The sequence below is a fragment of the Curtobacterium sp. ODYSSEY 48 V2 genome, from assembly GCF_023712625.1.
Lineage (GTDB): Bacteria > Actinomycetota > Actinomycetes > Actinomycetales > Microbacteriaceae > Curtobacterium.
On the sequence record NZ_JAMAXX010000009.1, the window covers coordinates 66590 to 81724 of the forward strand.

The window sequence follows — 15135 nt, forward strand, 5'->3', positions numbered from 1 at the left end:
GCGGTCGGGTCGAGTGTAGCGGGGGCGGTCCGGGGTCAGTCCCCGTACCGCGCGAGCTTCTGCAGGTCGAGCTGCTCCTCGGCGAGCGTGCGGTTCAGCCTCGTCAGGTCTGCGACGACGCCGATCGTGATCGACAGCAGGGCACTGATCATCAGGACCATGCCGAGGATGAGCGACTGCAGGTGGTTGCCGCCGCTGTCCGTCCAGAGCAGCACGAGGTAGCGGACGAAGGGGATGAGTCCCGCGGCGCCCAGGACGGCGCTCACCCAGGCGAAGAGCGCCAGTGGCCGGTACATGAGGTAGACCCGTGCGATCGCGGACCCGGACTGGAACATGTGCTGCCAGATGTTCTTGAACAGTCGTGACTCGCGGGTCTTGGCGTTCGTCGTGATCGGGATGCTGGCGATGGCGAGCCGCTTGTAGCCCGCCTGCACGATGGTCTCCATGCAGTAGCTGAAGCGCGTGACGATGTTGAGCCGGATGAGCGCGTACTTCGAGTAGGCGCGGAACCCGCTCGCCGCGTCGGGCAGGTCGAGCCCCGCGGCACGGCTCGCGACCCACGACCCGAAGGTCTGCATCGCCTTCTTGAACCCGGAGAAGTGCTCGATCGTCCGGGTCTGGCGGTCACCGATCACGATGTCGGCCTCGCCGCGCACGATCGGCTGCACGAGGTCGGCGATCTGCGCCTGCGGGTACTGGTTGTCCCCGTCGGTGTTCACGACGACGTCGGCCCCGTGGAGCAGGGCGTAGTCGACGCCGTCACGGAAGGACCGCGCCAGCCCCATGTTCCGCGTGTGCCGGACGACGTGCCGGACCCCGTGCGCCCGGGCCACCTCGACGGTCCGGTCGGTCGAGCCGTCGTCGATGACCAGGACCTCGATCTCGTCGACGCCGGGGATCGAGGTCGGGATCGTCTCGAGGACCGAGGCGAGGGTCTGCTCCTCGTTGAGGCAGGGGATCTGGACGAACAGTTTCACGAGTGGGTCCCTGAGGTCGTCGGCGCTCCTCCCCGTGCGGGAAGTCGGCGACCATCCTACGTGCCCGTACGAATGCTCAGGTCCAGCGGTCGTCGTGCGACGATGGCCCCATGGCAGCCCTCCGGTCGACCGTCGCCCGTCTCCTCGGTCGTCGGGGCACGGCCCCGTCGACCTCGGCTCCGCCCCTGGTCGGCTTCGTCGTGCACGGTGCCGGTGGCGTGCACCCCGCGTCGGCACACGTCCGGGTGACGGGACGGATGACGGCGCTCGCCGCGTCCGGGAGGGCACGGGTCGCGCAGGTGGACCCGGTGCGCTGGGCGGACGGTTCGGACACCGCGCACCTCGACGCGATCCTGGTGCAGCGGGACGCCTTCCCGGTCGCCGCGCTCGACGCAGCGTTCGCCAGGGCCGCCCGCGAGGGCACGCGGATCGTCGCCGAGGTCGACGACGACTTCTTCACCCCGGAGGCGCGCACACGCCTCGCGCAGGCGGAGTACGACCCCGACCGGCTCGCCTCCGTCGATCGGCTCGTCCGGGGCGCCGACGCGGTGGTGGTGTCCACCCCGACGCTCCGGGACGTGCTCGCGGCGCAGGGCGTCGACGCCGTCGTGGTGCCGAACGGCGTCCAACCCGGGCTGTGGGACGCGGACCCCGGCGGCCCTGCCGCCGCCGACCCGGACGACCGCAGCCCGCGACGCGTCCTCTACATGGGCAGCGCGACGCACGGCGGCGACCTCGACCTGCTCCGTCCGGTCTTCGCCGACCTGATCGACGACGACGGCCGGCCGGTCCGGCTGGAGGTCGTCGGGGTCACCGGCGACGACGACACCTGGTACGACCGACTCGCGCTCCCCGAGGGGGCGCAGCACTACCCGGCCTTCGTCGCGTTCCTCCGGGCGCAGGCCGACCGGTGGTCCGCCGGGGTCGCACCGTTGACCGGTGACCGGTTCAACGACGCGAAGAGCGACCTCAAGTTCCTCGAGTACACGATGCTCGGCCTGCCCTTCGTCGGGTCGGACCGGCCGTCGTACCGGGGTGCCGACGAGCACGGTGGTCTCCTCGTCGGTGACCAGCCGGAGGCGTGGCAGCGAGCGGTCCGTGCTGCCCTGCGCGAGTCCGACGTCCGTGTCCGACGGGCGCGCCGGTACGTCCTGGCGGAGCGCACCGTCGGGGACGACCGACCCGGCGAGACGGCATGGCGCCTGGCCCTCGGGCTGTCCTGACGCGCTCCTTGCTAGGCTGCCCCGGTGCAGATCCGCGAACTGAAGATCCCCGGCGCGTGGGAGTTCACGCCCGTCCAGCACGGCGACGCACGAGGAGCGTTCCTCGAGGCGTACCGTGCCGACGTCCTCGAGGACACGGTCGGTCACCCGCTCGACCTCCGCCAGGTGAACATGTCGATCTCGTCCGCCGGTGTCGCCCGCGGGATCCACTACGCCCTCGTCGCCCCCAGCCAGGCCAAGTACGTCACCGCCGTCCGCGGGGCCTTCATCGACTACATCGTCGACATCCGCGTCGGGTCGCCGACGTTCGGCCAGTGGGACGCGGTCCGCATCGACGACGTCGACCGCAGGGCTGTCTACCTGTCCGAGGGACTCGGCCACGCCATCGTCGCGCTCGAGGACCGCTCGACGGTGAACTACCTGGTGAGCGCCCACTACGACCCGCAGCGCGAGAAGGGCATCAGCATCCTCGACCCGACGGTCGGCCTGGAGCTGCCCGAGGGGATCGGCGAGCCGGTGCTCTCCGAGAAGGACACCTCGGCCCCGACGCTCGAGCAGGCCGCCGAGCAGGGCCTGCTGCCGACCTACGAGGAAGCGGTGGCCTACACCGAGTCCCTCCGCACGAAGAAGTAAGGACGGTCCGATGAAGGGCATCATCCTCGCCGGTGGTTCCGGCACGCGCCTCTGGCCCATCACCAAGGGCATCAGCAAGCAGCTCATGCCGATCTACGACAAGCCGATGGTCTACTACCCGCTGTCGACGCTCATGATGGCCGGCATCCGCGAGGTCCTCGTCATCACGACGCCGGAGTACAACGAGCAGTTCAAGGCCCTGCTCGGCGACGGTTCGTCGCTCGGCATGGACATCCAGTACGCCGTGCAGCCGAGCCCGGACGGCCTGGCGCAGGCGTTCGTCATCGGCGAGGAGTTCATCGGCGACGACAGCGTCGCGCTGGTCCTCGGCGACAACATCTTCCACGGCACCGGCCTCGGCACGAACCTGCGGAAGAACACCGGCGTCGACGGAGCGACCATCTTCGCCTACCACGTGGCCGACCCCACGGCGTACGGCGTCGTCGAGTTCGACGACGCGTTCACCGCGGTCTCCATCGAGGAGAAGCCCGCGCAGCCGAAGTCGAACTACGCCGTCCCGGGGCTGTACTTCTACGACAACTCGGTCATCGAGATCGCGAAGACCATCGAGCCCAGCGCACGCGGTGAGCTCGAGATCTCCACCGTCAACGAGCGGTACCTCGAGGCGGGCAAGCTCGGCGTGCAGGTCCTCGACCGCGGGACCGCCTGGCTCGACACCGGCACGTTCGAGTCGATGATGCAGGCGTCCGAGTACGTCAAGGTCATCGAGGACCGCCAGGGCTTCAAGATCGGCTGCATCGAGGAGATCGCCTGGCGCAACGGGTGGATCGACGACGCACAGCTCGCCGACCTCGCGGCACCCCTCGTCAAGGGCGGCTACGGCGTCTACCTGAACGCCCTGCTGCAGGGCTGATGGCGTCCCGGCTCGGCCGGCTGTTCGGGCGGCCCGCTGCTGCGGGAGCCGAGCGGACGGGTCCCGACGCCACCACCCGCGGTGGTGGGGTCGACGGAGCGGCCGAGCCGCGCCTCCCGGTCGACACGTCCCTCGTGACGGACCGGCCGACGGTCGCACCGGACGGGTTCGACGTCGTCGTGACCGTGCAGGAGCGGTCGTTCCGGGACGGAGCGCACCGACCGTCGGTCGCCGCCGCGGTCGCCGCCGGCGCACGCACGGTCGTCGTCAGTGCGTACGACGTGCACGCCGGCCCGACGAGCACCTACGCGCCGGTCGAGCCAGCGGCCGACCACGTGGTCGCGCAGCGCACGGTCGCGGCGACCTGGGGCGGCGCGGTCGCCGCGGCACGCGCGCAGCTCCGGTCCGCCACGGTCGTGGTCCAGGACGCCGCGATCACCCTCCCCGAGGGCGCCCACGCCCGGCTCGTCGCGACGGTCGGCCGGGAGGCGCGGGTCGCCGTGGCCGTCGTCCGGTCGGCCGACGACGTGGTGCTGAGCGCCGGCGCGTCCCTGCCCCAGCCGACCGCCCCGGTCGCGTCGCTGCTGCGCGGCCACCCCGCCGAGGACGCCGACCGACTCGACGGCACGGCCGTCTTCGCGGCGGACCTGCCCTGCTTCGCCGCGCCCGTCGCCGCGCTCGCGGACCCCGTCCGCACCGTCGACACCCGCACCGCGGTCGCCCGGCTGACCCGCGACACCGCCGACGACCTGCACGGCGACTGCGTCCTCGTGCCGCTCGGGCGGGCCTACGGCGACCCGGCCGTCCGCGAACGGCGCTACGACGCGGACGCGGCGGATGCGCTCGCGGTCTGGCGAGGACGTCGCGACGAGTGCACCGCGCCGGCACTGGAGTGCCTGGGATTCCTCCCGGCCCGGGGTACCGCGGACCCGGTCGGTGCACCCGTGGCGCTCCGCGAACCCGTCGTCCGGGCCGAGCGGGGCACCGAGCGGCTGTCCCTGCGCGACCGCGGGGAACGGCTGCGCTGGTCGCTGCGGATCGCGGCGCACCCGGGGGCACGGGGGGACGACTGGGGGGACACGTTCTTCGCGCGCGACCTCGCGCGGGCGCTGCGGGGTCTCGGGCAGGAGGTCGTCGTCGACCACCGCGAGTCGCACGTCCGGCCCTTCTCCGAGCACCTCGACGACGTCGCGCTGACCCTGCGCGGACTCGACGACACCCCGGTGCACCCCTCGGCGACGAACGTGCTCTGGGTGATCTCGCACCCGGACCTCGTGACGCCGGCGGAGCTGGCACGCTACGACCTGCGGTTCGCCGCCGGGCCGGTGTGGGCCACCCGGGTCGCCGGGGAGACGGGGCTGCCGGTCGCGCCGCTGCTGCAGGCGACCGACCCTGCCCGCTTCCACCCGGGTGCTCCGGACGCCGCGTTCGGCGCGCTCGACACCGCGTTCGTCGGGAAGACCCGACGGGTGTTCCGGCCCGTGGTCCGCGACGCGGTCGAGGCCGGGGTGGACCTCGCGGTGTGGGGCGAGGGCTGGGAGGGGCTCCTGCCCGAGGGCGTGCACCGCGGCGTGTTCGTGGCGAACGACGAGCTGCCGGCGCTCTACCGGACCGCCCGGGTGGTGCTCAACGACCACTGGGACGACATGGCGCGGGACGGCTTCCTGTCGAACCGGCTGTTCGACGCCGCTGCCTCGGGGGCGCTGGTCGTGACCGATCCGGTGCCGGGGGTCGACGACCTCTTCCACGGCGCGGTGCGGACGTACACCTCGGTCGAGCAGCTCCGCGAGACCGTCCGCGCGGGGGAGTCGGCGACGCTCGAGGAACGTGTGGCGCGGGGGGAGCGGATCGGCGCCGAGCACTCGTTCCGGAACCGGGCCGAGACGCTGCTCGACGCCGTGCGTCGCGTCCGCGCGCAGGGCTGACGGGCAGCGCGCCCGCGCGGGTGCCCCGGCCCGCAGGGCCGATGCGGCTGACGCGGTCGACGGGATCGGCGCGGACGGGATGGTCAGCGCGGCCCACCCGGCTGGCGCACGGTGCCGCACCCGGCCGGTCCTCGTCAGCGCGCGCGGATCCGCCGTGCGACGGCGCCGGCGCGGTCGGCGAGCCGGACGACCCGTCGTGCGCGCACCGCGGACAGTTCGGCCTCGGTCGCACGATGGGCATCGCGTTCGAACTGCACCGTCCGACGCAGCGAGTCCGCGAGCTCCGTCGCCTGGCGGACCTCGTCCTCGAGGTCGGCGATCCGGTGGTCACGGTCGACGACCGCGCGGCCGAGTGCGCGGAGCTCCTCGAGGCGGTCGGTCGGGACGACCGGCTCGGCGTCGCCGAGGGCGGCCGATCCCGCGCGTCGCAGGACGTCGGCGACGCCGTCGTCGCGCGTGAACGGACCCGCCTCGGCCTCGTCCTCGGTGACGAAGCGCAGGGCGAAGACGGGCTGGAGGACCCCCTCCTGCAGGCGGCGCCAGTCGCGCATCCCGTGGTGGCGCGGGCTCGGCGTCAGGTCGGGGTTGGCGTCGTAGGCGCGGCCGGTGACCTCGACCCGGTGGGCGTACTGCGCCCAGGACCGCCACGGCAGGTGCAGGACCTCGAGTGCGAGCTCCTCGGGCACCGGGGCGCCGTTCGCCACGCTGACCTGGTGGTTGCCCTGCACGACCGTGATGTCCGGGTCACCGACGTGGACGGCGTTCGCGGTGGGCGGGGCGAGCAGGCCGATGGCGGTGAGCTCGTCGACGGAGCGCTCGTCGCGCCAGTGCAGGCGTTCGACTCCGGCACCCGACTCGGCGAGTGCGCCGACGAGGTTCACGACGGGGACGGTGAAGGCGCCGACGACCGGGTCGAGGCGTTCGAGGACCCGGCGGACGGTGAGCGACCGGTCGACGGGCAGGACGAACTCGTCGGCGTCCGCGTTCACCACCCAGTCGGCCCCGTGCACCGCCGCGGCGTCGCGGGCCATGCCGGTCACGACGGTGCCCTGCTGCTTGCGGTGGACGGGGTCGTGGCGCAGGTCGACGGTGACGTCGTCACGTTCGGCGAACGCTTCGAGCAGGGCGGTCGTCCCGTCCGTCGAACCGTTGTCGGTGATGACGAAGACGTCGAAGCCCTGGGCGACGTGGTGGTCGAGCCAGGCGGGGATGACGTCCGCTTCGTCGCGGACCATCAGGGTGACGGCGAGGATCATGTGCTGCAATCCGGGTCGGGGGAGGGCGGGTGGGCGTGCTTCCCTGAGAGGTTACCGGGGTTCAGCGGGTCCGCGTGGCTCGCGCACGCACGGCCAGCGCCAGGCGGAGCACCGCTCGCAACGGCCAGAGCCACCACGCGGCGTACTTGCCGGCCAGGAAGCGGTAGGCGCTCTCGTGATGGGCACGGCGCATCCGGTCCGAGGACCCGCGCGTCGCGGTGCCGCCGACGTGGGTGGCGATCGCCTCCGGCTCGTACACGTTCCGCAGTCCGAGGCGGCCGATGCGCCAGCCGAGGTCGACGTCCTCGAAGTACATGAAGTAGGCCTCGTCGAAGCCGCCCAGGCGTTCGAACACGTCGCGGCGCACCAGCACGCACGCGCCGGACAGCCAGCCGGCGTCGCGACGCACCGTGTGGTCACCGTCCTGCCGGTAGCGCTTCGTCCACGGGTTGCCCTGCCAGACGTTCGCGAAGACCGCGTGACCGAGCCCGGTGCGGAGCGAGGGGACGAGCCGCGCCGACGGGTAGACCGCGCCGTCGGGCTCGAGCAGGCGCGGACCGACGGCCCCGATCGCCCGGTCCGTCTCGGCGGTGGCGACCAGGCGGTCGAGCGCTCCGGGGGCCAGCACGACGTCGGGGTTGGACACGAGGACCCACCGCACGTCGGGGTCGAGCGAGGCCACGGCACGGTTGACGGCCGCCCCGTACCCGAGGTTCGCGCCGACCGCGACGAAGCGCGCCCCGGCCGACTCGGTCACGCGGCGGAGCGCGTCGGCGGTCGACGAGTCGTTGTCGGCGACCACGACCTCGACGTCCCGGGTGCTCGCTGCGGCGGTGGACGCCAGGAACGCGGGCAGCACGTCGCCGGACTCGTACGACACCGTGACGATCGCCGCCCTGCCGGCGGGCGCACCACCGTGCGGCGTCCTGTCGCTCACGCGTAGACCTCCACGTGGCGCTCGGCGCAGGCGGCCCAGGTGAACCCGGCGGCTCGCGCGCGGGCCCGACGCACGCGGTCGGCGCGGGCGTCGGCGGGCTCGTCGAGCATCGCCGCGAGCGCGTCGCGGATGGCGTCGGTGTCCGGTTCCGTGTAGGTGACCGCGTCGCCACCGACCTCGGGGATCGCGAGCCGGCGGGTCGTCAGGACGTCGCCGCCGGACGCCATCGCCTCGAGCACCGGCAGCCCGAAGCCCTCGCCGGTGCTCGGGTAGGCCGTGACGCGCGCGGCTCCGAGCAGGACGTGGAGCTCCTCCACCGGCAGGTACCCGAGGTACCGGACGGGCGCGCCGGGCACGTCGCCGGCGGTGGTGAGCTCGGCACGGGCAGGCTCGTCCCAGCCGAGTCCGCCTGCGACGAGCAGCGGTGGGACGGTGGTGCCGCGGGTGCGCAGGGCTCGGTGCGCGGCGAGGAGCGCCGGCACCTGCTTGCGGGGTTCGACGGTCCCGAGGAACGCGATCCAGTCGGTGTCCGGGTCGAGGTCGTGGGCGTCGCGGAAGGCGGCGGTCTCGGTCGCCGACGGCACGCGGAAGACGGTCGCGTCGACGCCGAGGTGTGCGACGACCGTGGCTCGGCGGGCCCGGCCCGCCAGACGGTCGAGCTCCGCGACCGTCGCGGCGCTCGGCGCCACCGTCGCGCGGGCCCACCGGCGCGCCACCCGGGTCCACCCGCGGAAGAACGCCACCTTCAGGCGCGAGTGCGCGGCCGGGTCCGAGAAGAACGTCGCGTCGTGCAGGGTGACGACCGTCCGGGAGGCGCGGGTCACCGGGAACGTGTAGTGCGGACTGTGCAGGACGGTCGCCCCGCTCCGTCGGAGCAGCCCCGGCAGGCCGACCTGCTCCCACAGCAGTCGAAGGGGCCGCGACGCGGTCCAACCGGGGGCGGCGTGGTACCGGTGCGCCGGTGCGAGTCCGCGCAGCCACGCGAGGTCAGTGGGCTTCGCGACGACGTCGACGCGGACGTCCAGGTCGCCGAGGCCCTGCAGCAGACCGGCGATGTAGCGAGCGACGCCGCCGCGGTTCGGGGGGACCGAGGTCGCGTCGACGAGCACGGGGAGTGCCCGCACGTCAGCGGACCTGGCGCTCGGTGGTCTTCGTCCAGGCGATGCCGGACTGCGTGTCCTCGTCGGTGACGACGAAGCGGGCCGCCTCGCGCTGGATCACGATGTGCTCGCCGTTCGGCTTGGCGAGGAACACGTGGACGAAGTACTGCCCACCCCCGAGCCGGAGGTCCTCGAGACGCCACTCGACCGTCGCGGTGCCGTCCAGCGGGGCGTGGTGCGTCTGCAGCTGCCGGCTGTCGACGCCGAACGCGGGGTGACCGAGGTGCGTCTCGATCTTGATGCCGGCGCGCCACTCCGGCAGCACGGTGGCGTGCGAGAAGGTCGCCCGGACGACCAGGTCGTCGCCGTGCCGGTGCTCGGCTCCCGGCTCACGGCCGGGGATCTCGAGCTCGACGTGCTCGACCTTGCCCGGGTTGGCCTCCTCCTCCGGGTGGTTCGCCTCGACCTCGGCCACGCGGCGGTCCTCGAGGATCTCGCGGAAGTTCTTCACCGCGAGTCGGGCGGACCCCTGGAACTTGACCTCGCCGTGGTGCAGGACGACCGCGGAGTCGCAGAGCTCCTGGACCTGCCCGAGGGAGTGCGACACGAGGATGATCGTGCGGCCCTGCTCCTGGAACTCGCGGATCTTGTCGAGGCACTTCTTCTGGAACTGCTCGTCGCCGACGGCCAGCACCTCGTCCACGAGCAGGACGTCCGGGTCGGTGTTGATCGCGACGGCGAAGGCGAGTCGGACGTACATGCCCGACGAGTAGAACTTCACCTGGGTGTCGATGAAGTCGCCGATGCCGGAGAACTGCAGGATGTCGTCGAAGCGGGCCTCGGTCTCCTCCTGCGTCTGGCCGAGGATCGCGGCGTTGAGGTACACGTTCTCGCGACCGGTCAGGTCCGGGTGGAAGCCGGCGCCGAGCTCGATGAGCGCGGCCAGTCGACCGCGGCGCTCGACCGTGCCGGAGCTCGGCTCGAGGATGCCGCCGATCGTCTTGAGCAGGGTCGACTTGCCGGACCCGTTCGGTCCGAGCAGCCCGATGGTCGTGCCCGCGGGGATGTCGAGGCTGACGTCGCGGAGCGCCCAGAAGTCCTCGCTGTGCCGCCGACCGGCGCGGCCGAGCGTGACGACACGTTCCTTGAGCGAGTTGTCCTTACGGATCGTGAACTTCTTCGAGACGTTCCGGACCGTGACGACGTCGGGGGCGCCGGCGAAGGGCGACGCGGGCGAACCGGCGTCGGTGGTCGTGTCGTTGTCGATGCTCATCGATCAGATCTCCTGGGCGAAGTTGCCCTGCAGCTTTGCGAACACGCGCTGGCACGCGAAGAGTGCGACGAGTCCCACGAGCGCGGCGATGCCGAGGCGGAGCAGCAGGTGCTCCGGGTACTCCGAGTCGGCACCGGCGGACCAGAAGGCCCGGTGGATGCCGAGCACGGCGAGCGTGATCGGGTTGGACGTGTACAGCGTGAGCAGCCACTCCGGAGCGCGCGTCGCCACCATCTGCCAGCTGTAGACGATGGGGGAGCCCCACATGAGCAGGAGCACGAGCACCTCGACCAGGTACTGCATGTCACGCAGGTACACGTTGAGCGCGGCGAGCAGCAGGGCCAGCGCGGTGGCCCAGATCAGGATGACGAGCGTCGCGGGGAAGAAGAACAGCAGGTCCGGGCGCCACCAGGCGAACCCGCTCTGCAGCACCGCGGCGACGAGCAGGACGATCATCTGCACGCCGAAGTTGAACAGCGCCGAGCCGACGCTGGCGAGCGGGTAGATCTCGCGGGGCAGGTAGACCTTCTTGATCAGCCCCGCATTGCTGACGATCGACGCCGTGCCGGACGCCACGATCTCGCTGAACAGGCCGTACAGCGTCAGACCGGAGAAGACGTAGATCGCGAACTCCGGGATGTTCCGGGACGCACCGAGGATCTGACCGAGCACGAAGTAGTAGATCGCGAGCTGGACCAGCGGCCGGATGAGGGTCCAGGCGAACCCGAGGACGCTGTCCTTGTAGCGGGACTTCAGGTCACGGCGGATCAGCAGGTCGAGCAGCTGCCGGTGCGCGAGGACCTCGCGCACCGAACCCACGACGGCGGACGCCGGGCGGCCCGCGGGGACCATCCGTTCGTGCCGGAGGCGTTCGAACCGGTCGGTGACGATGTTGCTCATGCGTTCCTCTGTGTTCGTGCACTGGGGGTGGGCGTGCACTGTGGCGACGGACAACTGTACCTCGCAGCCGTCCGCGCCCTCGGTGTGGACGTCAACGCCCGTTCTTGCTCTCGCGCATCAGCCGCACGCGGTCCTGGACCTTCGCCCGCAGGCCGGAGACGCCGTTCTGCCGCAGGTACCAGGTGGCCAGCCGGACGTCGCGGACGACGCCGTGGCGGCTGTTGGCGATCTCGTGGAACTCCATCTCCCGCTGACGCGCCGGGCTCAGCGCGACGCGCGGACGGCTGCCGGCCGTGACGGAGCCGGCCGGCACCGCGGCGTCGTGGGCGCGGTCCGCCGCCGGCTGCGGGTCCTTGCAGAACTCGACGAGCGGGGCGAGCGCGCGCTCCCACGTGAAGTCGTCGCGGACGCGACGGACCGCGTCCCGAGCGGCCTGGGCGGCCTCCGGGTCGTACAGCATCGACTCGAGGGCCGCTGCGAGTGCGTCCACGTCACGCTCCGTGACCGCGACGCCCATGCCCTCGGCTGCGACGAGGTCGCCGAAGCTGTCGCCGTCGGTCGTGACGATCGGCAGGTTCGCCCACATGTAGTCGAGGATGCGGGTGCGGAACGAGAAGGTCGTCTCGATGTGCGCGAAGTGCGTGCTCACGCCGGCGTCGGCCTCGAGCAGGTAGTTCTGCCGGTCGTCGAGCGCGACCCACTGCTCGTTGAAGAACACGTGCTTGCCCGTCAGGCCGAGCTCGTCGCTGATGCGGCGGGTCTCCGAGACGATGGCCATCTCGGGCACGTCCGGGTTCGGGTGCGCGACACCGAGGAAGAACAGGCGGATGTCGTCGTGGCGTTCGGCGACCTGCGCGATCGCGCGGACGAGCGACGGGGTGTCGAACCAGTTGTAGATGCCGCCGCCCCAGATGACGACCTTGTCGTCCTCGCCGATGCCGGGGGTGACACCACGGATGGCCTTGCGCTCGTGCTGCGGGGGCTTCGAGTCCATGCCGAACGGCGCGATGGCGATCAGCTTCTGCAGGTTGTCGTCCGCCAGGTAGTTGTCCGGGTTGACGCGGCCGACCGCCGCGAGCTGGCCGAGCCAGAACAGGCGCTGACGCTCGGAGGCACAGAGGAAGAAGTCCCCGCGCTCGAGCTGCGCGTTGATGACCTCGGTCGTGCTCGTGACCTGGTTGCGCCACCCGACGTCGCCGTTGTCGCGGGCCTGCTCGAGCTGCTCGAGGTGCATCGGGTCGTACAGGTCGACGACCATGATCTTGTTCGACTGCTGCAGGGTGGTGAAGTGGTGCAGGGCGTAGCCCTGGAAGAAGATGACGTCCGCCCACTCCTCGTGCTCGCGCATGGAGCGCTCGTGCTGGAGCGGGACGCGGGCGACCTCGAAGGTGTCGGACTTGCGGTTCGCGACGTTCCAGGTGACCAGGCGCACGTCGTTGTCCGGGGCGAGGGCCTCGGCGATCTTCCACGCGCGCATCCCCGGACCGGCCATCTTCTCGCCCAGTGCGTCGCCCGTGATGACGAGGACCTTCGTGCGGTGCATCGGTGCCTCGACGTCGAAGGACTCGAGGATCGCGCGGTAGCCCTCGAGGAAGTAGCCGTCCTCGAACAGCGGCTTGAACGCATCGCCGAACAGCCGGAACACGTCCTTGTCGCTCCGCACGCGCTGCGACTGGATGCGTCGACGCTCCTCGGACAGGCGCGGCAGGTCGGCGACGAACTGGTCGAGTGCGAAGAACCCGGCGACGGTCTCCTTCGAGATCGGCGTCAGGGGGTCGAACTCGTCCGGGGCGCCCACGAACCGGCGGATGTCGAACTCCTGCGAGTCGCGACCGCTCTTGGCGACGGCACGGCGCGCCAGCAGCGCCAGGGCCGCGGGCAGGAACACACCGAGGTTCTCCTCGGACAGGTTCTTGTAGAGCAGGTGCAGGGCGTTCCGCTCGAGCAGGTACATCTCGCGGTGGTCGCCGAACGACTTCATCGAGCCGTGGTGCTTGTGGTAGACGACCGACCGCGGCGCGAACCGGACCCGGTAGCCGAGCAGGTTGAGCCGCCATCCCAGGTCCACGTCGTCGTAGAACATGAAGAGGCCGTCGTCGAAGCCGCCGACCTCGAGGAAGACGTCGCGACGGACGAACAGCGCCGACCCGGTGCCGAAGAGCAGGTCACGCGGCTCGTCGAAGCGGCCGTCGTCGAGCTCGGCGATGTGCGCCTTGTAGCCCATCCCGAACCAGCTGAGGCCGGACTCGACGAAGTCGATGGTGCGGCCCTCCCAGTCGAGGACCTTGCTCGCCACGGCGGCGACGCGCGGGCTCGGGGCGAAGCCGGCGATGCCCTCCTTCACCCAGGCCGGGTGCGGCTTCGCGTCGTTGTTGAGGAACGCGACCACGTCGCCGGTCGCCTCGCGCGCGCCGAGGTTGCTGCCGCCGGTGAAGCCGAGGTTCTCGGGGGAGACGATGATGCGGACGTTCGCCCGGTCGCCGAGCTCGGCGCGGAGGCGGGCCTCGCTGTCGTCGCCGGAGCCGTTCTCGACCACGACGATCTCGAGCCGGTCGGCCGGCCAGTCCACCTCGCTGAGCCGCGCGATGCACTCGAGCGTGTCGTCCGTCCCGCGGAAGTTGATGACGACGACGGACACGCGGGGCGCGAAGGTGGACATGGGAGGGCTCCGTACGTCGGCTTGCAGTGGTGGCTCGCGGGCGGTGCCCGGAAAGCGGCACCACTATACCCGGGCACCGTCGGCGGACCGGGGCCGCACGGGCTGCGAGACTGGACACGTGGACGTCTCCGTGGTCATCGTCGACTGGCACCAGCCCGAGCTCACCCGGCGCGCGATCGACTCCGTGCGGTCGCAGCGGGTCGACGCCGAGGTCGAGGTGGTGCTCGTCGTCAACGAGGCCGACGACCGCACCGTCGCCGACTACCGCGCCGACCTGCCCGCGGTCGTCCTCGTCGCCGAGCCGACGAACGCGGGCTTCGCCGGCGGGGTCGCGCGGGGGATCGCGGCCGCCTCGGCGCCCGTCGTCGCGCTCCTCAACAACGACGCCGTCGCGGACCACGGCTTCCTCGCCCGCGGTCTCGCGGCCCTGGCCGCCGGTGGGGACCGCGTGGCCGCGGTCGCCGCGACGGTCGTGCTCGAGGGCGGGTTCGTCCCCGTCCCCGTCGGCGCCGCCCCGGGGCCGGACGACCTGGTGGGTGTGGACGGCCGACGGTGGCGTCGCGACGCCGACGGCCGCACGCTCGTCAACGGGACGGGGGTCGTGCTCGACCGCTCCGGCAACGGCCGCGACCGTGACTGGCTGCGGCCGCTGCAGGACGCACCGGAGACCGCACCGCTCTTCGGCTTCTCCGGCGGGGCGGTGTTCCTCCGCAGGGACGCCCTCGCCGACGTCGGGGGCTTCGACGAGTCCCTCTTCATGTACTACGAGGACCTCGACGTGTCGTGGCGGCTCCGGCTCGCCGGGTACGAGGTCCGCCACGCTCCGGACGCGGTCGTCACGCACCGGCACGCGGCGAGCTCCGGCAGCGACTCGCCCCTGGTCCGGTACCAGAGCATGCGGAACCGCCTGGCGGTCGTCCTGCGGAACGGCTCGCCGCCGATGGTGCGCCGGGTCGTGCTGCGGACGCTCGCGCGCGCCGCCCGGGACCTCCTCCGCCCCGCGGGTGGGCAGCTCACGCCGGCGCAGTGGGCGCGACTCGGCCGGGAGGCACCGGGTCTCGTCGCGCACGCCCGTCGCGCCCGCCGCGCGGACGGCACGGGCGCTGCGGCACGTCGTGCCGTCGAGTCGCTGCTCGACACCGGCACCTGAGGGTCGTCCCAGGAACGGGACCGGCCGGGGTGGAGCCGGTCACCCGCCGGAGCGGCGGGCGACCGGCGGCGGTGTGGCGCGCCTCCCGGACGGGGGCCGACGCGGGGGCTGTGTGATCACTGTGACGGAGGTACAGTTTCGTGACACGTGTGGTCTGGACCGTGGACAGGGTCGTTCCGGACCGCTCCCGGAGCACGTGCTCGCTCGCACCCGTCGTCCGCCCCTCAG

General features: G+C 72.1%; 12 protein-coding genes. 5 read left to right on the forward strand and 7 right to left on the reverse strand.

Annotated features, from left to right (window positions below):
* Positions 1-35 precede the first annotated feature (35 nt).
* The gene (locus M3666_RS14130) at positions 36-977 is read right to left on the reverse strand and encodes a glycosyltransferase family 2 protein (protein ID WP_209685179.1); all 942 of its coding nucleotides are present in this window, start codon (positions 975-977) and stop codon (positions 36-38) included.
* 110 nt (positions 978-1087) lie between these two features.
* On the opposite strand from M3666_RS14130, the gene M3666_RS14135 reads away from it, so the two are divergent.
* From M3666_RS14135 to M3666_RS14150, 4 genes are read left to right on the forward strand one after another with little or no spacing between them, the layout of a single operon-like run.
* On the forward strand, positions 1088-2200 hold the full coding sequence (locus M3666_RS14135) for a glycosyltransferase (RefSeq protein ID WP_251155553.1): 1113 nt from the start codon (positions 1088-1090) through the stop codon (positions 2198-2200).
* A gap of 24 nt (positions 2201-2224) precedes the next feature.
* On the forward strand, positions 2225-2833 hold the full coding sequence (locus tag M3666_RS14140) for a dTDP-4-dehydrorhamnose 3,5-epimerase family protein (protein WP_066655027.1): 609 nt from the start codon (positions 2225-2227) through the stop codon (positions 2831-2833).
* Between the two features lie 10 nt (positions 2834-2843).
* Positions 2844-3707: a glucose-1-phosphate thymidylyltransferase RfbA gene (gene rfbA / locus M3666_RS14145; protein ID WP_066655026.1), complete on the forward strand. Its 864-nt coding sequence runs from the start codon at positions 2844-2846 to the stop codon at positions 3705-3707.
* Positions 3707-5632, forward strand: a complete 1926-nt coding sequence (locus M3666_RS14150; RefSeq protein ID WP_251155554.1) for a glycosyltransferase — start codon at positions 3707-3709, stop codon at positions 5630-5632. Before rfbA ends, M3666_RS14150 begins: the two co-directional genes overlap by 1 nt.
* 134 nt (positions 5633-5766) lie before the next feature.
* Here the strand turns inward: M3666_RS14150 and M3666_RS14155 are convergent, their stop codons facing one another.
* The 6 genes from M3666_RS14155 to M3666_RS14180 all read right to left on the reverse strand — a co-directional run bounded on the left by M3666_RS14155 (position 5767) and on the right by M3666_RS14180 (position 13757).
* Complete coding sequence (locus tag M3666_RS14155) at positions 5767-6888, reverse strand: glycosyltransferase family 2 protein (RefSeq protein ID WP_251155555.1); 1122 nt, start codon at positions 6886-6888, stop codon at positions 5767-5769.
* Positions 6889-6949: 61 nt separating this feature from the next.
* The gene (locus M3666_RS14160; RefSeq protein WP_251155556.1) at positions 6950-7825 is read right to left on the reverse strand and encodes a glycosyltransferase family 2 protein; all 876 of its coding nucleotides are present in this window, start codon (positions 7823-7825) and stop codon (positions 6950-6952) included.
* Positions 7822-8949, reverse strand: coding sequence for a glycosyltransferase family 1 protein (locus tag M3666_RS14165; protein WP_209685187.1), 1128 nt, complete (start codon positions 8947-8949; stop codon positions 7822-7824). The genes M3666_RS14160 and M3666_RS14165 overlap by 4 nt, the downstream gene beginning before the upstream one ends.
* A 1-nt stretch (position 8950) precedes the next feature.
* Positions 8951-10198 carry an ABC transporter ATP-binding protein gene (locus tag M3666_RS14170; protein WP_209685188.1) on the reverse strand — a complete coding sequence of 416 codons (1248 nt, stop codon included), beginning with the start codon at positions 10196-10198 and terminating at the stop codon, positions 8951-8953.
* A 3-nt stretch (positions 10199-10201) separates the two neighbouring features.
* Complete coding sequence (locus tag M3666_RS14175) at positions 10202-11098, reverse strand: ABC transporter permease (protein ID WP_209685190.1); 897 nt, start codon at positions 11096-11098, stop codon at positions 10202-10204.
* A gap of 91 nt (positions 11099-11189) precedes the next feature.
* The gene (locus M3666_RS14180; RefSeq protein ID WP_209685191.1) at positions 11190-13757 is read right to left on the reverse strand and encodes a glycosyltransferase; all 2568 of its coding nucleotides are present in this window, start codon (positions 13755-13757) and stop codon (positions 11190-11192) included.
* A gap of 118 nt (positions 13758-13875) precedes the next feature.
* Here M3666_RS14180 and M3666_RS14185 point away from each other — a divergent pair, with 118 nt between their 5' ends.
* A complete protein-coding gene (locus M3666_RS14185) occupies positions 13876-14907 on the forward strand; it encodes a glycosyltransferase family 2 protein (RefSeq protein WP_209685193.1) in 1032 nt (343 codons plus the stop codon).
* Positions 14908-15135: the final 228 nt, after the last annotated feature.